Here is a 17,689-nt window from a genome sequence, read left to right as displayed (position 1 = left end):
TCTTTACCTCACGCCGCATCGTTTTGTGCTACTCCATGCAAATAAATAACATCTATTAACAAATCCCCCGCTGCGCTTATAGAAAAACTTGACGTTATTTTGAGAACTTTCTTAAAAAAGCCAACCTAAATAGACAATGATTTCATAAGAAATAGTTGTACAGGGAAAATTAATTTGTACAAAATTACTCCGCCAGGTTGATGGAAATATCCTCGGCCACTGGCGTTATTTTGACTACTTATCAATAGTCTGGAAAAGTAGCGATTTCGAATTATACTCGTTGAGTTTTCAGGACTGAAACGATGACGCCGGCGCGGGTTACAGGTATCCTTGCTAAGGATGCGTTGGTTTAATTGCTAACAGCGATATGCCTGCCGGCTTGCCTTGCAGAGCTATGGATTTTTTTTAAGTGGCGAATGCTCGCCGGGTTGCGCGCTAACAATGAGTCAGTCAGACCGTATGATCCCTAATAAATTTTCGCTTATTCCCGGCAATATCACGCGCTTCTTCCTGTTATTGATAGTCGTGCTGCTGGTTGCCATGGGCGTCATGGTACAAAGCGCCGTCAACACCTGGCTTAAAGATAAGAGCTATCAGATTGTCGATATCACCCATGCGCTGCACAAGCGGGTTGATACCTATCGTTACGCCACCTGGCAGATTTATGACAATATTGCCGTTTCAACGGCCCCGGCAAGCGACGGTTTACAGGAAACTCGCCTGCGTCAGGATGTTTACTATCTGGAGAAACCGCGCCGCAAAACCGAAGCGCTGATCTTTGGCTCCCACGACGGCTCCACGCTTGATATGACACAACGCATCTCAACTTATCTTGATACGCTGTGGGGGGCCGAAAACAACCCGTGGTCGATGTACTATTTAAACGGGCAGGATAACAGCATGATCCTGGTCTCCACCCTGCCGTTAAAAGACCTTTCATCTGGCCTGAAAGAAAACGGGGTGAGTTTAATCGCTGATTCCCGCCGCGCTGAAATGCTCCAGCAGGCAAACGCGCTGGATGAAAGGGAAAGTTTTTCCCAGCTGCGCCACCTTGCCTGGCAAAACGGCTACTACTTTACCCTGCGGACTACCTTTAATCAGCCGGGACATCTGGCAACCGTCGTGGCATTTGATTTGCCCATCAATGATTTAATACCGCCGGGTATGTCGCTCGATAGCTTCCGCCTGGAGGCTCGTGATGTTCCCGCCGTGGCCAACGGCGCAGAAAAAGAGGGACCCGACAGCATCACCATTAATTTTAACGGTGCCAGGATTGAAATAGCCTCCCCGCTTGCTACCACCCATCTGCGCCTGGTCTGGCAGGTTCCACTCGGCACCCTGCTGATGGATACCTTGCAGAATATTTTATTGCCGCTGCTGCTTAATATCGGCCTGCTGGTGCTGGCGCTGTTTGGCTTCACGACTTTCCGTCAGCAGGCTGCGCGTCCTGTTGACGCCCCAAACGGCAATGGCGAATTACAAATTCTGCGCGCGTTAAATGAAGAGATTGTCGCGCAATTACCGCTGGGCCTGCTGGTACACGATCTGGATTCAAACCGTACGGTCATCAGCAATAAGATTGCCGACCACCTGCTGCCGCACCTGAATCTGCAAAACATCATTGCGATGGCTGAACAGCACCAGGGCGTGATCCAGGCGACCATCAATAACGAACTGTATGAAATTCGCCAGTTCCGTAGCCAGATTGCCTCGCGTACGCAGATCTTTGTGATTCGCGACCAGGACAGAGAGATCCTGGTGAACAAAAAGCTAAAGCAGGCTCAGCGCCTGTATGAAAAGAATCAGCAGGGGCGTATGGCCTTTATGCAGAACATTGGCGAAGCGCTGCAGCGGCCGGTGAAAAATATCGCCGAGCATGCCAGCGCGCTCAATACCCCTGAGGCGCGCACAGTTGCGAATGAAGCGCAAAGCATGGTGCGCCTGGTGGAAGAGATCCAGCTGCTCAATACGCTGGAAACCGATAGCTGGAAAACCAGCGCCGCCCGGTTCGCTATCCAGCCGCTAATTGATGAAGTCGTGCTTGAGATGCTGCCGATTATCAAACGTAAGGGTTTACAGCTGTTGATTAACAATCATCTGGCGGCTGATGAAGAGCGTCACGGCGACCGGGAAGCATTGCGTAAAGTACTACAGCTGCTGCTGCATTATTCCGTGACCACTACCCAGATTGGCAAAATCACCCTGGATATCAGCGAAGAAGAGTCCGGGCCCGAGCGTCTGCTGTTCCGTATTCTGGATACCGGCGAAGGCATTAGCGCGGGCGAAGTCGATAATCTCCACTTCCCGTTCCTTAACGAAACCAGCGAAGATCGTTACGGGCGTGCTAACGGCTTAACGTTTTATTTATGCGATCGTCTGTCGCGTAAGCTGGGCGGGTATCTGAATATCAAAACCCGCGCGGGAATTGGTACCCGCTACCACCTGCACATCTGCATGGCAGCCGAACCCCAGCATGAGGAGCAGGAAGAAAAACTGCTTGATGATGTGGTGGCGATGGTTGATATCACCGCCAATGAGGTGCGCAATATTGTGACCCGCCAGCTGGAAAACTGGGGGGCTCACTGCATCACCCCCGATGAAAGACTGGCCAGTCAAGAGTTTGATATCTTCCTGACCGATAATCCGTCTAATCTTACATCTTCCGGTTTGCTTTTAAGCGATGATGAGAACGGAATGCGTAAGCTTGGCCCGGGCCAGTTCCGGGTGAATTTTAATATCAGTAATGCCATGCAGGATGCGGTGCTACAGCTGATAGAAGAGCAGCTGGCGCAGGAAGGCATTTCCGCGTCGCCGCTGGGCGGCGATGAAAATGCCCAGCTTCACGCCAGCGGCTATTACGCGCTGTTTGTTGATACGGTACCGGAAGATGTTAGGAGATTGTATACTGAAGCTGCAGCGCACGATTTCGCCGCGCTGGCGCAAACCGCACACCGTTTAAAAGGGGTGTTCGCCATGCTCAATCTGGTACCAGGCAAGCAGTTATGTGAAACGTTAGAGCATCACATTCGTGAAAGTGATGCTGCCAACATACAAAAATATACCAGCGATATTGACGCTTACGTCAAAAGTTTGCTGTAGCAAGGTAGCCTATTAGATGAACAGTATGAACGTAATTATTGCCGACGACCATCCGATTGTCCTGTTCGGCATTCGTAAATCTCTCGAGCAGATCGAGTGGGTGAATGTTGTCGGTGAATTTGAAGATTCCACAGCGCTTATCACTAATCTGCCAAAGCTTGATGCGCATGTTTTGATAACCGATCTCTCAATGCCCGGCGACAAATATGGCGACGGCATTACGCTTATCAAATATATCAAGCGTCACTTCCCTCACCTTTCGATAATCGTTCTGACCATGAACAATAACCCGGCTATTTTGAGCGCGGTATTAGAGCTTGATATCGAAGGGATTGTACTCAAGCAAGGCGCGCCAACCGACTTACCAAAAGCGCTGGCCGCGTTGCAGAAAGGTAAAAAATTCACCCCGGAGAGCGTTTCCCGCCTGCTGGAAAAAATCAGCGCGGGTGGCTATGGCGATAAGCGTTTGTCGCCTAAAGAGAGCGAAGTGCTGCGCCTGTTCGCGGAAGGTTTCCTGGTGACGGAGATCGCCCGTAAGCTCAACCGCAGCATCAAAACCATCAGCAGCCAGAAAAAATCAGCCATGATGAAGCTGGGTGTTGAAAATGATATCGCCCTGCTGAACTATCTCTCCTCGGTGAGCCTGTCGCCGGCTGACAAAGAGTAAGCCAGTATCGGATGCCGCTTACGCTAGTCCGACGCACAAGAAAGCAAGGTTCAGATAAGGTGGATGCGCATCAGCGGCATCCACTTTTTTTATCTTTTACTTCCGTCCGTTACGCACCCGCGCCGCATAAAGATCGACCGTCTTCCTGAGGATCTCGAGCGTTACCGGTTTGGACAGGCAGCTATCCATCCCCGACTCAATACAGCGCTGCTTCTCTTCGGCCAGCGCATTTGCCGTCACGCCCACGACCGGCAGGGTTAAGCCCAACTGGCGAATGCGCTGCGTCAGGCGGTAGCCGTCCATGTTCGGCATGTTGACGTCGCTTAGCACAATATCAATGTGGTTCTTACTCAGCACATTGAGCGCATCGACACCGTCGTTTGCCGTTTTGCACTGGTAGCCTAGCGATCCCAGCTGATCTGCCAGCAGGCGACGGTTGATAGGATGATCGTCAACCACCAGGATCATCATGTCATCATTGCGTTCTTCATTGCTGGTGGAAACCGGCGCTTCGGTATCGCTGCCCGGCAGGTTAACCGTAACGCTATAGATCCGGCCCAGCAACAGCATAATATCGTGAGGTGCTGCGAGGCTATGCAGCCAGCGGCGCGGTGAAGCCTCTATCGGAATACCGATATGGCGACGGCAGAAAACGATCGCCGCACGCCCTTCCCACTCTTTTTCCAGCTCATTATCGGCAATCAGAATATCGTCGCTGTCCGGCGTTTCGCCCTGATACTGTCGGACATCAAACGAGTTTCTGAGCAGCAAAGTTTCCAGAAAATGGTTTAGCGAAGCATTGCGCACGGCCAGCCAGCAGCGCTTATTTACCAGCCCTTCCACCTGCGCCTGTTCGGCATACCTGGCGCCATATAAAGGAATACGGATCGTAAACTGGCTGCCCATGCCCACTTCGGTATCAACCGAAATATCGCCATCCATCATGCTGATTAATTTCTCGCAGATGGCCAGCCCCAGGCCGGTGCCCTGGAAGTTATGCTGCACGCCAGTGCCCACCTGGAAGAACGGGTCGAACAGGCGCGTGACCTCTTTAGCCGGAATGCCCACGCCCGTATCGCGCACGCGTAAAGAGAGGTAATCGCCCTGCACGCTGACATGCAGAACAATGCAGCCGATATCGGTAAATTTGATGGCGTTACTGAGCAAGTTGGAAATCACCTGCTGTAAACGCATCGGGTCGCCCTGCAGCGTCAGCGGCACATCCGGTTCAATAAAGCAGTACAGGCCGAGCTGTTTACGCACCACCAGCGGCAGATAGTTCGCGGTGATGTGGCTCATCACCTCGCGCGGTGAAAACTCACGCGGCTCTATTTTTAACTGCTCAGATTCTATTTTTGAGAAGTCGAGAATATCGCTGATGATTTTCAGCAACAGGCTGGAAGAGTTATTCATCGCCGTCACCAGGCGATCCACTCCTTTCGGCAACTCTTTGGTCTGCAGCAAATCCAGGTTCCCGATAATCCCGTACAGCGGGGTACGCAGCTCATGGCTGACGGTGGCAAGGAACATCGATTTTGACTGGCTCGCCTGCTCAGAGGCCTGCGCCATTTCCTGTAGCGACTCTTCCATTTTGACGCGCGCGCTGACATCCACCAGCACGCAAATCGCCACGTTTTCGTTACGATAGCGCGAATGAACAAAGCTTATCTGCAGATTGGTATGGCTGCTGGTCAGCACGTCAACAAAGTTAACCTGCTGGCCGCAAATAATTTGCGTCAGCCGCTGCCGGTCTTCATGGGTCAGCATATTGAGGTAGTTATGTGCCAGCTCATTACTCAGAATATTGGTTCCGTCCTGAGTACGCAGAATACAGATGCCAACCGGCGCCGAGGCCACGATTTTGCGATTGAACTGCTCGTGCTCTTCAAGGCGCAGGGCATCGTTTTCCGCCGGAATAAATATCCGTTTTTCATACATGCGCGCCAGGGTAAACAGCACCACCCCAACCAGAATATTCAGCAGTAGCGCATTGAGGATCAGCATGCGGATACTTTCCAGCACCATATCCACGGGTACCGAATAGACCACGCTCATCGATGACGGCGGCAAGTTTTTCTTGAGAATAAATTGCTTAAAGCCCGCGGTATAGCCAAACCATGAGCGCTCCTGCAGCCATTTTTCATCGGGCTGAATACGCGTTTCCGGGCCGGTCAGGGAGATCAGCGGGTGGCTGTTTTCATCGAGAATCGTCACGCCAATCGGCATTGAACCCGGTGACAGGAAGTTTTCCATACGGATGGTTTGCTCTATCCCCAGCAGCGCCTGCAGGCGATTAGCCAGATAAACCGGCGTCAGGGTATAGAAATAGCCAATCCCCGGGCGCGAACCCTGGCCAATCCAGTAGATGCTATTACTGCGCTCGTCCTGAGGCGCGTTGCGGTACTTCATAATGCGCGCGTGCAGCGTTTTCAGCGCCTTTTCGCGCTCCAGCGGCATCTCACGCAGGCCAAAATCCGCCATGCACAGATTGTCGCCGCCAATTAAGAAGACGCGATTAAGATCGTAGGCCGCGGAGAAGTTGTCCCGCCAGTAGCGCAGAAACCACGCCAGCGACTGCAAAGAAGAGCGCCAGCTGGAGCTAACCGCCGAGCAGTCAGAATCCGGGAATAACGGCATAAAGTTCGGAGGATCGACTCTATTGTCTTCATTTTCCACCGCCGGTAACACGCCGTTGCTGGCGGTAAGGCGATTTTCCGCGATGTACTTCAGCTCTTTCACCACATCAGACGTACGCTGGATATAGCGCTGCGCCTGGTCGAAGCTGATATTAAACTCCTGACGAATTTCCGACTCTTTTTGGTGCAGGGCATTCACGATATAGAACACCGAAAAGAGCGCAACCAGCAGCCAGAGTAATAAAGCCAGGGCCCGAAACAGGTAGCGGGAGACTTTTAGCGTGGTGCGAAAAGAGACAAGATATTTCAAATTGAGCCCGATCGTGGAAAATGGCCAAACGTTGGATGCCGTTAAGGTAGCCGCAAAAATGGCGGCCCGCAACCAGCGCGGCTGCTTCTTATTGCCCACAAATGGCCCTATTTCATCGACTTCGCCGATAAGCTGGATTTGCAGGTTGTCCAGCAGCGTAGTGACACATCGCGGCGAGAGTTTTTTAAGGTGCGCACAACAGCATTAATACTGATATGCAACGCCCGTGCGGTATCACGGATACCTGAGTGGTTCATGACAAGATCAATGATTTGCTCTTTCATTCCCGGGTGGCAGGCGCGAATGCGAGCAAATGCACTAGCACGCAAACATGCTCAGTCAAACTGCCAGTAAAGCGGCGAACCGTAAACTTCCACGAAATAATCAATCACTGCCCGTACATTTAACGGAGGGTGCCGCGCGTTGGGATAGATGGCGGCAACATGCTGTGGCTCAGTTTTAATCGCGGCCTCGAATCCGCCCATAACTCTGACAAGCAGACCCTTTTTAAGACTGTCGCCAATAAGCCAGTCAGGAAAAAGAACCATTCCCATACCTCCCTGCGCACTGGTAAGTAAGGATTCAGCGTTATTGGAAATGAGTAAGCCAGCAACAGGATAGTGAGTCCAGCTGCCGCCGGGTTCCCTGAATAGCCAACGATTCGGGCCAGATGATCCTTTGTAAACCAGGCATTTATGTTGATGGAGTTCGGCAGGTAATTCTGGATTGCCATATTTTTCTATATAGCCAGGTGAGGCAACCAGATGATAACGCTGGGTTCCAAATATACGGGCATGGAAAGTGGAATCGGTTAGTGTGCCAATTCTGAAAATCAGGTCAGAGGCATCTTTGAGCGGGTCGATATAATCATCCGTCTGTGTCAATTCAATCAGCAATCGTGGGTAGCGGGCTGAAAGAGCGGTAAGCCAGGGCGCAATATGGCGCTGGCCAAAGAACACAGGCGCGTTAATTCTAATTAGCCCTGAGGGTTCCAGGGATCTGTCCAGCATCTCTTTGCGGGCTTCGCTCAGTTGGTCAGTCATTGTCCGGGCATAATCAATGAAGAGTCTGCCCGCTTCCGTAGGAATAACTGCTCGGGTATTGCGATAAAAAAGCTGCTGCCCAAGCGTGTCTTCAAGTTGAAGAATCACACGTGAGATCATCGACGCTGAAACTCCTTCACGTCTTGCTACAACAGAGAAGCTCTGTTCCTCAAATACACCGATAAAAAATATCAGCGTGCGAAAATTTATGGCACCAGGATCGTACATTATTCTGATTCCTGCAAAAGTGTTTCCTGAATTATACCGTTTTTCATTATAGCTCGCTGCTATACGATCCCGGGCCAAATTACCGGAGAGTGTTATATGCAGCTTATATTGATATTACTCGTTATTGCGGGCGGGATGGGGCTATCTGTTGAAGCTGGGTTATTGGGACCGCTGGGAAGCGAGGTTGGAGACCTGTGGGCAACATTTAGTATTTTCGGCGTGGGTGCTGCGCTCACATTTCTGTTGATGCTGTTCTTTAGCCCACGCAACAGCGCTTCATTTTTTACTCAGCCATCATGGACTCTGCTGGGGGGCATCCTTGGCCCGATTTACGTCGTTATCCTGACGGTTGCAGTTCCCAGCATCGGCATTGCGATGACGATGATTGGCATTCTGGCAGGACAGGTTTTCAAGAGTCTGATGATTGACCACTACGCCCTGTTTGGGACTGCCCATCGGAAAATTGACAGCAAACGTATTATTGCGCTGATATTTATTATTGCCGCGCTATTCCTTGTGGCAAAAATCTGAGGTAACTCTATGAATATAGTAATGATTATTCTGGCTGTCATCGGCGGTGCGGTTCTGAGCATGCAGGCGGCAATTAATGGCAAATTAGGATCTCAGGTTGGCGTGTTTCGCAGTGCATTTCTGACGTTCTCCGTAGGCGCACTGGTGACGGCGCTGCTCATTTTCTTCTTTGAACCAAAGCATGCCCTGACCTTGTTGGACGTGCCGAAATGGCAGTTGCTTGGCGCATTTTGTGGTGTTCCTTACATCGTCGTGATGGTCCTGGCTGTTCAGCGTATTGGTGCGGCTGTTGCCACGGTTGCGGTCATTTTTGGTCAACTGGCAATGAGTATGCTTATTGATAATTTTGGCTGGTTAGGCAACGAGGTCATTCACTTTTCAATGAGCCGCCTTGGTGCGGTGATTTGCCTGGGCATCGCCCTTTTCTTCATCTACTCCAGCAATAAAGCTAACACTTTGGCAAAATAAGAAGCGCCGTCTGTAAACAAAAAGTGACTAAGCCCATGGACTTACGCTGATTACTGACGCAATCGCATTGTGAAATACCGGATATAACGAATAAACCGCAAGATGCAGACTGGAGCATCTGAAAGTGATGATTAATTCTGGAAGCCAGAGAGTCCGTTATATCCGGCAGCGCCCGGCTAAAAAAACAAAATATGACCATTACCTAAATTTAGGTACAGGCTCCCTACAAGATTGCCGTAATGGTGGCCTGTATTTATCGGATCGCAAGCTATTACGTTCAGAACTTTTCGCTAATCTTAAAGTGCATCAGCACCAGGGTCATATCCGGTGAGAACAGATCGTATTCTTCAAAAAAGCGTTGATGCTCGCGACGCCAGTAAGCCAGACTGCGGTCGCCCTCACCTTCTGCCAGAGCATGAGCTTCATTGACCTGCTCGAAAGTGGTCATCTCCACCGTGGTCAACTCTATCGCGCAAACCGGCTTATTCTTGCCGTCCACCACCACAAAAATATCCCCCGGCTGTGCAATGCCCTCGCCATCCAGATTGGCACAGGTAGCCGTTTTCACGCCGTCCAATACCAATTTAGCCAGCTCATCGGCCTGCTGCTCTGTATCACCGAATGCCCAACGCTCTACATCTTCATACTTTTCAGGAATGGCCATAGTTTTACCTTTATCCGTTAAATCAGGTCGACACCTGATAGTAAAATACAAAACGCCCGATGCAAGGCATCAGGCGTTTTAAGATGAATCATATCAAACGACAATCCGGATTATTCGTCCGCTTCGTCGTCCGCGGCTTCATCACTGTCTGCTTCCGGTGCGATTTCATCATCACCTTCGGCAACGCTACCGTCGATAGCATCCAGCTCTTCTTCGTCGACCGGCTCTGCAACACGTTGCAGACCCACCACGTTTTCATCTTCCGCGGTACGGATGAGGATCACGCCCTGGGTGTTACGGCCAACCACGCTCACTTCGGAAACGCGAGTACGCACCAGAGTACCGGCATCGGTAATCATCATGATCTGGTCGGTATCTTCCACCTGCACCGCGCCAACCACGCTGCCGTTACGCTCGGTGACTTTAATGGAGATAACGCCCTGAGTGGCACGCGACTTGGTCGGATACTCATCGGCCGCCGTGCGCTTACCGTAACCATTCTGCGTCACGGTCAGGATTGAACCTTCACCGCGCGGAATAATTAAGGAAACGACTTTGTCTTCGCCCGCAAGCTTGATACCGCGCACGCCTGTTGCGGTACGACCCATGGTACGAACGGCGTCTTCTTTGAAGCGCACCACTTTACCAGCCGCCGAGAACAGCATGGCTTCGTTGCTGCCGTCGGTCAAATCAACACCGATCAGCTCGTCACCTTCGTTCAGGTTCACGGCGATGATGCCCGCAGAACGTGGACGGCTGAAGTCGGTCAACGCGGTTTTCTTCACGGTACCGCTGGCGGTAGCCATAAACACGTTAACGCCTTCGGCGTATTCACGCACCGGCAGAATCGCCGTGATGCGTTCGTTCGCTTCCAGCGGCAGCAGGTTGACGATTGGACGTCCACGCGCGCCGCGGCTCGCTTCCGGCAGCTGATAAACCTTCATCCAGTACAGACGTCCGCGGCTGGAGAACAGCAGAATGGTGTCGTGGGTATTGGCAACCAACAGGCGGTCGATAAAATCTTCTTCTTTAATACGTGCTGCGGATTTACCTTTACCGCCACGACGCTGCGCTTCGTAGTCGGTTAGCGGCTGATATTTCACATAGCCCTGATGGGATAGCGTCACAACCACATCTTCGCGGTTGATCAAATCTTCAATGTTGATATCAGAGGTATTGGCGGTGATCTCAGTACGACGCTTATCGCCGAACTGATCGCGCATGGCTTCCAGCTCTTCGGTGATCACTTCCATCAGACGCTCGGCGCTGCCCAGAATGTGCAGTAACTCAGCGATCTGCTCCAGCAGCTCTTTGTACTCGTCGAGCAGTTTTTCGTGCTCAAGGCCGGTCAGTTTCTGCAAACGCAGATCCAGAATCGCCTGGGCTTGCTGCTCGGTCAGGAAATACTGGCCGTCACGAATACCGAACTCTGGCTCCAGCCACTCTGGACGCGCGGCATCATCGCCCGCACGTTCCAGCATCGCCGAAACGTTGCCCAGATCCCATGAACGGGCAATCAGGCCAGCTTTCGCTTCTGCCGCATTTGGCGAGTGGCGAATCAGCTCGATGATCGGGTCGATGTTCGCCAGCGCAATGGCCAGACCTTCGAGGATGTGCGCACGGTCGCGCGCTTTACGCAGTTCAAAAATGGTACGACGCGTCACCACTTCACGACGGTGACGCACGAACGCCGAAAGAATATCTTTCAGGTTCATGATCTTCGGCTGGCCCTGATGCAGCGCCACCATATTGATGCCGAAGGAAGTCTGTAGCTGAGTCTGCGAATAAAGATTATTCAGCACCACTTCGCCCACCGCATCGCGTTTGATTTCGATAACAATGCGCATGCCGTCTTTATCAGACTCGTCACGCAGGGCGCTGATGCCCTCAACGCGCTTGTCTTTCACCAGCTCGGCGATTTTCTCAATCAGGCGCGCTTTGTTAACCTGGTAGGGAATTTCGTGAACGATGATGGTTTCGCGGCCCGTTTTGGCATCGGCTTCTACTTCCGCGCGCGCGCGGATGTAAATTTTACCGCGGCCGGTACGGTACGCTTCTTCAATGCCACGACGGCCATTGATGATAGCGGCAGTTGGGAAGTCAGGGCCTGGGATGTGTTCCATTAACCCTTCAACGCTAATGTTCTCGTCTTCAATAAACGCGAGGCAGCCGTTGATCACTTCAGTGATGTTATGGGGCGGGATGTTGGTTGCCATCCCGACTGCGATACCGGACGAACCGTTAACCAGCAGGTTAGGAATTTTGGTTGGCATAACATCAGGAATGCGCTCGGTTCCGTCGTAGTTATCGACGAAATCAACCGTGTCTTTTTCGAGATCGGCCATCAGCTCGTGAGCGATTTTCGACATACGGATTTCCGTATAACGCATCGCAGCGGCGGAGTCACCGTCCACAGAACCGAAGTTACCCTGGCCATCTACCAACATGTAACGCAATGAGAATGGCTGCGCCATACGCACGATAGTGTCATAAACAGCGGTATCACCATGGGGGTGATATTTACCGATTACGTCACCAACAACACGGGCGGATTTTTTGTACGCTTTATTCCAGTCATTGCCCAATACGTTCATGGCGTAAAGTACGCGACGGTGTACCGGCTTGAGTCCATCGCGGACATCTGGCAGTGCGCGGCCGACAATCACCGACATCGCGTAATCCAGATATGAGCTCTTTAGCTCTTCCTCAATGTTGACCGGTGTAATTTCTCTGGCAAGGTCGCTCATGTATCCGCTATCCCTCTACTGTGTCCCGGATTCAAAGGTCGCAAATTATAACACAAGCGGCCCGCCGTGGGGAAACCAGAACACATTCGCCTGCGGAGAATTGGCTGATATACTCCCGCCACGAAACGAGCAAGGAGTGAGTAGCCCCATGAATGCCGAAAACCAACCGGTTATCCAGAACGTCGACCATAATGAAATCGCCAAATTCGAAGCCGTCGCCTCACGCTGGTGGGACTTAGAGGGCGAGTTTAAGCCTCTGCACCGCATCAACCCGCTGCGCCTGGGTTATATCAACCAGCGGGCGGGCGGATTATTTGGCAAAACGGTGCTTGATGTCGGCTGCGGCGGTGGGATTCTGGCGGAGAGCATGGCGCGCGAAGGGGCGAACGTCACCGGGCTGGATATGGGGTTCGAGCCGTTACAGGTCGCCAGGCTGCATGCGCTGGAAAGCGGTATTCAGGTGGACTACGTTCAGGAAACCGTTGAGCAGCACGCCGATAAATGCGCCGCAAAGTATGACGTGGTGACCTGCATGGAGATGCTGGAGCACGTTCCCGATCCGAAATCGGTCGTCACCGCCTGCGCAAAACTGGTGAAACCGGGCGGCCACGTCTTTTTCTCCACGCTTAACCGCAATGGCAAATCCTGGCTGATGGCGGTAGTTGGCGCAGAATACGTTCTGCACATGGTGCCAAAAGGCACCCACGACGTTAAAAAGTTTATCAAACCCGCAGAGCTTCTGGCCTGGGTTGATGACACACAGCTGCGCGAGCGTCATATGACCGGGCTGCATTTCAACCCGCTAACCAATACCTTTAAGCTTGCGCCGGGCGTTGACGTTAACTATATGCTGCATACCCAGGGCTGATCCTGCCTTGCCATAATCTAATCTGATGAAAATTGCGCAGCATCAAGTTGCGCAATTATCCATTAAGCCGAAGAAATCAGCACTCGATCAAAAATATCATTTTTTTCGCATCCCATTGACAATTGTCACAGGCCTTATGTGGCGTGGACTGCGCGAAATTCCGCTTGTCACAACCTTAAATTCGTCCCGAAATCAATACTTGTTCTCAGCCGATTAATTACTAGAATACTCACCATATAGCGTTCACGCATTCCACAACCCCCTACATATAGTACTTACCCACAAGAGCAGCCACTAGAGGCCACCTGTGGATGAATGGGGCATTTTTCATTTCACGGACAGGTACACACTCACATGAATCACAGTCTGCTGGTTACAAAACGTGACGGTCGCACCGAGCGTATCGATCTGGATAAAATCCATCGAGTTCTGGACTGGGCCGCCGAAGGCTTAAATAACGTCTCCGTTTCACAGGTTGAACTGCGCTCGCACATCCAGTTTTATGACGGCATCAAGACCTCTGATATTCATGAAACCATTATCAAAGCGGCAGCGGATTTAATTTCTCGCGAAGCGCCTGATTACCAGTACCTGGCCGCACGCCTGGCGGTTTTCCATCTGCGCAAAAAAGCTTACGGCGAATTCGAGCCGCCTAAACTCTATAACCATGTGGTGAAAATGGTTGAGATGGGCAAATACGATAGACATCTGCTGGAAGACTACACGGAAGAAGAGTTCAGGCAGATGGACGATTATCTCGACCATGAACGCGACATGAGCTTCTCCTACGCGGCGGTTAAACAGCTCGAAGGTAAGTACCTGGTGCAGAACCGCGTTACCGGCGAAATCTACGAAAGCGCCCAGTTCCTCTATATTCTGGTTGCCGCGTGCCTGTTCTCAGGCTACCCGCGTGAAACCCGTCTGGGCTATGTGAAGCGTTTTTACGATGCGGTTTCCCTGTTCAAAATTTCTCTGCCTACGCCGATTATGTCCGGCGTGCGCACCCCCACTCGCCAGTTCAGCTCTTGCGTACTGATCGAGTGCGGCGACAGCCTGGACTCGATTAACGCCACTTCCAGCGCGATTGTGAAGTATGTCTCCCAACGTGCGGGCATCGGCATCAACGCCGGTCGTATCCGTGCGCTGGGCAGCCCAATCCGCGGCGGCGAAGCCTTCCATACCGGCTGTATCCCGTTCTACAAACACTTCCAGACCGCGGTGAAATCCTGCTCCCAGGGCGGCGTGCGCGGCGGCGCGGCGACGCTGTTCTACCCGATGTGGCACCTGGAAGTGGAAAGCCTGCTGGTGCTGAAAAACAACCGCGGCGTTGAAGGCAACCGCGTGCGCCACATGGATTACGGCGTGCAAATCAACAAACTGATGTACACCCGTTTATTGAAAGGCGAAGACATCACCCTGTTCAGCCCGTCTGACGTCCCAGGCCTGTACGACGCCTTCTTTGCCGATCAGGACAAATTCGAGCAGCTGTACACCCAATACGAGAAAGACGACAGCATCCGTAAACAGCGCGTGAAAGCCGTGGAGCTGTTCTCGCTGATGATGCAAGAACGTGCGTCAACTGGCCGTATCTATATTCAGAACGTTGACCACTGCAACACCCACAGCCCGTTCGATCCGGCTATCGCGCCAGTTCGCCAGTCTAACCTGTGCCTGGAAATCGCGCTGCCGACCAAACCAATGAATGACATCAACGACGAAGACGGTGAAATTGCACTGTGTACGCTGTCGGCATTCAACCTGGGCGCAATCGAAAGCCTCGATGAACTCGAAGAGCTGGCGATTCTGGCGGTACGCGCTCTGGATGCGCTGCTGGATTACCAGGATTACCCAATTATTGCCGCGAAACGTGGGGCGATGGGTCGCCGTACTCTGGGCGTAGGCGTAATTAACTTCGCCTACTACCTGGCGAAAAATGGCGTTCGTTATTCCGACGGTAGCGCCAACAACCTGACGCACAAAACCTTCGAAGCGATTCAGTATTACCTGCTGAAAGCGTCGAATGAGCTGGCTAAAGAGCAAGGCCCTTGCCTGTGGTTCAACGAAACCACTTATGCCAAAGGCATTCTGCCTATCGACACCTACAAGAAAGATTTGGATGCCATCAGCAACGAGCCGCTGCATCTGGATTGGGAGCAGCTTCGTGAGTCGATTAAAACTCACGGCCTGCGCAACTCCACGCTTTCCGCGCTGATGCCGTCTGAAACCTCGTCGCAGATCTCTAACGCCACCAACGGTATCGAGCCACCGCGCGGCCACATCAGCATTAAAGCGTCGAAAGACGGTATTCTGCGCCAGGTGGTGCCAGATTATGAAACGCTGAAAGATAGCTATGAGCTGCTGTGGGATTTGCCGAACAACGACGGTTATCTGCAGCTGGTTGGCCTGATGCAGAAGTTTATCGACCAGTCGATCTCTGCCAACACCAACTATGACCCGACGCGCTTCCCGTCTGGCAAAGTGCCGATGCAGCAGCTGCTGAAAGATTTGCTCACCGCCTATAAATTTGGTGTCAAAACGCTTTACTATCAGAACACCCGCGACGGGGCGGAAGATGCGCAAGACGACCTGGCGCCTTCTATCCAGGACGATGGCTGCGAAAGCGGCGCATGTAAAATCTAACTTAAAATCCCCTCACCTTGTTGAGGGGATTTTTTCGACGCATGACAGGATTTGATTTCATGGCATACACCACTTTCTCACAGACGAAAAACGATCAGCTCGCTGAGCCAATGTTCTTTGGCCAGCCGGTTAACGTGGCACGCTACGATCAGCAAAAATATGACATCTTCGAAAAGCTGATCGAAAAACAACTCTCCTTCTTCTGGCGTCCGGAAGAAGTGGACGTCTCCCGCGACCGCATTGACTATCAGGCCCTGCCCGATCACGAAAAACACATTTTCATCAGCAACCTGAAATACCAGACGCTGCTGGACTCCATCCAGGGCCGTAGCCCGAACGTGGCCCTGCTGCCGCTGATCTCCATCCCTGAGCTGGAAACCTGGGTAGAAACCTGGGCGTTCTCCGAAACCATCCACTCGCGCTCTTACACCCATATCATCCGTAATATCGTTAACGATCCAGCGATTGTGTTTGACGATATCGTGACTAACCAGGAGATCTTAAAACGCGCAAAAGATATCTCCGGTTACTACGACACGCTTATTGAGATGACCAGCTACTGGCACCTGCTGGGCGAAGGCACGCACAGCGTTAACGGCAAGACCGTGACCGTGAATCTGCGCGCGCTCAAACGCCAGCTCTACCTATGCCTGATGAGCGTCAACGCGCTGGAAGCGATTCGCTTCTACGTCAGCTTCGCCTGCTCCTTCGCCTTCGCCGAGCGCGAACTGATGGAGGGCAACGCCAAAATCATCAAGCTGATTGCCCGCGATGAAGCGCTGCACCTGACCGGAACGCAGCACATGCTGAACCTGATGCGTTCCGGTGAAGACGATCCTGAAATGGCGGAAATCGCGCAAGAGTGCCGCCAGGAGTGCTATGACCTGTTCGTGCTGGCTGCCGAGCAGGAAAAAGAGTGGGCAAGCTACCTGTTCCGCGACGGTTCAATGATCGGCCTGAACAAAGATATTCTCTGCCAGTATGTTGATTACATTACCAACATTCGCATGCAGGCGGTTGGCCTCGATCTGCCGTTCAAAACCCGTTCAAACCCTATTCCCTGGATTAACGCCTGGCTGGTGTCTGACAACGTGCAGGTGGCACCGCAGGAAGTGGAAGTCAGCTCTTATCTGGTCGGCCAGATTGATTCGAATGTGAATACCGACGATTTAAGCGATTTCCAGCTGTAATTTATGAGTCGTATTACGCTACGAATCACCGGAGCACAGCTCCTGTGTGACGAGGAACACCCTTCCCTGCTGGCGGCCCTGGAATCTCACCGGGTCGCCGTAGAGTACCAGTGCCGGGAAGGGTATTGTGGCTCCTGCCGCACGCGTTTACTTGCAGGCGAAGTCAAGTGGCTTACCGAACCGCTGGCGTTTATCCAGCCCGGTGAAATCCTGCCCTGCTGCTGCCAGGCACAGGGCGATATTGAGATTGAAATGTAAAAGGCCTCCGATAAGGCCTGTTACATTTCAGACTGCCATAAAGAAGGAAAACCACGCTTTTCCTTCTTTGTCAGCCAGCTCATTTAGCTATGTTGCTGACTAAGCACGAATCACCTCAACCACATTCACCCAGCCGTGTTCAGCCGCCACATCCCAGCCGTTGAGCCAGCGACGCAGCATATTTAGCGCCATCATCGCGCAGACTTCCTGGCGTGTACGCAGGGCATGGCTGGTGACGCTGAACTTCACTTGCAGGCCGTAACTGCCTTGTGGCGTATGAAGCGCGAAATTCAGGCGATCGTCCTCCAGCTCCCCCACCACCAGCGCCAGCGCGCTACCC

12 protein-coding genes and 2 pseudogenes are annotated in these 17,689 nt (G+C 52.3%); 8 read left to right on the top strand and 6 right to left on the bottom strand.

Annotated elements, in window-relative coordinates; genetic code table 11:
- Positions 1–459: 459 nt before the first annotated feature.
- A complete protein-coding gene (gene rcsD, locus EHN07_RS17655) occupies positions 460–3,099 on the top strand; it encodes a phosphotransferase RcsD (RefSeq protein WP_124025365.1) in 2,640 nt (879 codons plus the stop codon).
- A 16-nt stretch (positions 3,100–3,115) separates the two neighbouring features.
- Positions 3,116–3,766: a response regulator transcription factor RcsB gene (gene rcsB, locus EHN07_RS17650; protein WP_124025342.1), complete on the top strand. Its 651-nt coding sequence runs from the start codon at positions 3,116–3,118 to the stop codon at positions 3,764–3,766.
- Positions 3,767–3,862: 96 nt separating this feature from the next.
- Here rcsB and rcsC read toward each other — a convergent pair whose 3' ends face one another.
- From rcsC to EHN07_RS17635, 3 genes and pseudogenes are all read right to left on the bottom strand, one after another.
- Positions 3,863–6,712: a two-component system sensor histidine kinase RcsC gene (gene rcsC / locus EHN07_RS17645; RefSeq protein ID WP_124025364.1), complete on the bottom strand. Its 2,850-nt coding sequence runs from the start codon at positions 6,710–6,712 to the stop codon at positions 3,863–3,865.
- 69 nt (positions 6,713–6,781) lie between these two features.
- Positions 6,782–7,014, bottom strand: a pseudogene (locus EHN07_RS17640) (IS1-like element transposase); the annotation flags it as partial.
- A gap of 33 nt (positions 7,015–7,047) precedes the next feature.
- The gene (locus EHN07_RS17635; protein ID WP_124025341.1) at positions 7,048–7,983 is read right to left on the bottom strand and encodes a LysR family transcriptional regulator; all 936 of its coding nucleotides are present in this window, start codon (positions 7,981–7,983) and stop codon (positions 7,048–7,050) included.
- A gap of 96 nt (positions 7,984–8,079) precedes the next feature.
- Here EHN07_RS17635 and EHN07_RS17630 point away from each other — a divergent pair, with 96 nt between their 5' ends.
- Positions 8,080–8,514, top strand: a complete 435-nt coding sequence (locus EHN07_RS17630; protein WP_124025340.1) for a DMT family transporter — start codon at positions 8,080–8,082, stop codon at positions 8,512–8,514.
- 9 nt (positions 8,515–8,523) lie between these two features.
- On the top strand, positions 8,524–8,982 hold the full coding sequence (locus tag EHN07_RS17625; RefSeq protein WP_124025339.1) for a DMT family transporter: 459 nt from the start codon (positions 8,524–8,526) through the stop codon (positions 8,980–8,982).
- A 277-nt stretch (positions 8,983–9,259) separates the two neighbouring features.
- Here the strand turns inward: EHN07_RS17625 and EHN07_RS17620 are convergent, their stop codons facing one another.
- Together EHN07_RS17620 and gyrA are read right to left on the bottom strand one after the other, a co-directional pair.
- On the bottom strand, positions 9,260–9,646 hold the full coding sequence (locus tag EHN07_RS17620; RefSeq protein WP_124025338.1) for an ASCH domain-containing protein: 387 nt from the start codon (positions 9,644–9,646) through the stop codon (positions 9,260–9,262).
- Between the two features lie 110 nt (positions 9,647–9,756).
- Positions 9,757–12,393, bottom strand: coding sequence for a DNA topoisomerase (ATP-hydrolyzing) subunit A (gyrA, locus tag EHN07_RS17615; protein WP_124025337.1), 2,637 nt, complete (start codon positions 12,391–12,393; stop codon positions 9,757–9,759).
- Between the two features lie 148 nt (positions 12,394–12,541).
- Between gyrA and ubiG the strand changes: the two genes are divergently transcribed.
- The 4 genes from ubiG (at position 12,542) to yfaE (ending at position 17,349) form a co-directional block, all read left to right on the top strand.
- Positions 12,542–13,261 carry a bifunctional 2-polyprenyl-6-hydroxyphenol methylase/3-demethylubiquinol 3-O-methyltransferase UbiG gene (gene ubiG, locus EHN07_RS17610; RefSeq protein WP_124025336.1) on the top strand — a complete coding sequence of 240 codons (720 nt, stop codon included), beginning with the start codon at positions 12,542–12,544 and terminating at the stop codon, positions 13,259–13,261.
- A 354-nt stretch (positions 13,262–13,615) separates the two neighbouring features.
- Complete coding sequence (gene nrdA / locus EHN07_RS17605) at positions 13,616–15,901, top strand: class 1a ribonucleoside-diphosphate reductase subunit alpha (protein WP_124025335.1); 2,286 nt, start codon at positions 13,616–13,618, stop codon at positions 15,899–15,901.
- Positions 15,902–15,960: 59 nt separating this feature from the next.
- Entirely contained in the window at positions 15,961–17,091 is a 1,131-nt protein-coding gene (gene nrdB / locus EHN07_RS17600) for a class Ia ribonucleoside-diphosphate reductase subunit beta (protein ID WP_124025334.1), read from the top strand.
- 3 nt (positions 17,092–17,094) lie between these two features.
- Positions 17,095–17,349, top strand: a complete 255-nt coding sequence (gene yfaE / locus EHN07_RS17595; RefSeq protein ID WP_124025333.1) for a class I ribonucleotide reductase maintenance protein YfaE — start codon at positions 17,095–17,097, stop codon at positions 17,347–17,349.
- A 99-nt stretch (positions 17,350–17,448) separates the two neighbouring features.
- Here yfaE and EHN07_RS17590 read toward each other — a convergent pair.
- Positions 17,449–17,689, bottom strand: a pseudogene (locus tag EHN07_RS17590) (nicotinamide mononucleotide deamidase-related protein YfaY); the annotation flags it as partial.

Source organism: Buttiauxella warmboldiae, assembly GCF_003818135.1.
GTDB classification, from domain to species: domain Bacteria; phylum Pseudomonadota; class Gammaproteobacteria; order Enterobacterales; family Enterobacteriaceae; genus Buttiauxella; species Buttiauxella warmboldiae.
Note: the sequence above shows the minus strand (reverse complement) of the source record. Positions and strands in the feature narration are given on the sequence as shown.

Coding starts and splice junctions, on each gene's coding strand:
- rcsD (WP_124025365.1), top strand. CDS start 460: ATGATCCCTAATAAATTTTCGCTTATTCCCGGCAATATCACGCGCTTC.
- rcsB (WP_124025342.1), top strand. CDS start 3,116: ATGAACAGTATGAACGTAATTATTGCCGACGACCATCCGATTGTCCTG.
- EHN07_RS17635 (WP_124025341.1), bottom strand. CDS start 7,983: ATGTACGATCCTGGTGCCATAAATTTTCGCACGCTGATATTTTTTATC.
- EHN07_RS17630 (WP_124025340.1), top strand. CDS start 8,080: ATGCAGCTTATATTGATATTACTCGTTATTGCGGGCGGGATGGGGCTA.
- EHN07_RS17625 (WP_124025339.1), top strand. CDS start 8,524: ATGAATATAGTAATGATTATTCTGGCTGTCATCGGCGGTGCGGTTCTG.
- EHN07_RS17620 (WP_124025338.1), bottom strand. CDS start 9,646: ATGGCCATTCCTGAAAAGTATGAAGATGTAGAGCGTTGGGCATTCGGT.
- gyrA (WP_124025337.1), bottom strand. CDS start 12,393: ATGAGCGACCTTGCCAGAGAAATTACACCGGTCAACATTGAGGAAGAG.
- ubiG (WP_124025336.1), top strand. CDS start 12,542: ATGAATGCCGAAAACCAACCGGTTATCCAGAACGTCGACCATAATGAA.
- nrdA (WP_124025335.1), top strand. CDS start 13,616: ATGAATCACAGTCTGCTGGTTACAAAACGTGACGGTCGCACCGAGCGT.
- nrdB (WP_124025334.1), top strand. CDS start 15,961: ATGGCATACACCACTTTCTCACAGACGAAAAACGATCAGCTCGCTGAG.
- yfaE (WP_124025333.1), top strand. CDS start 17,095: ATGAGTCGTATTACGCTACGAATCACCGGAGCACAGCTCCTGTGTGAC.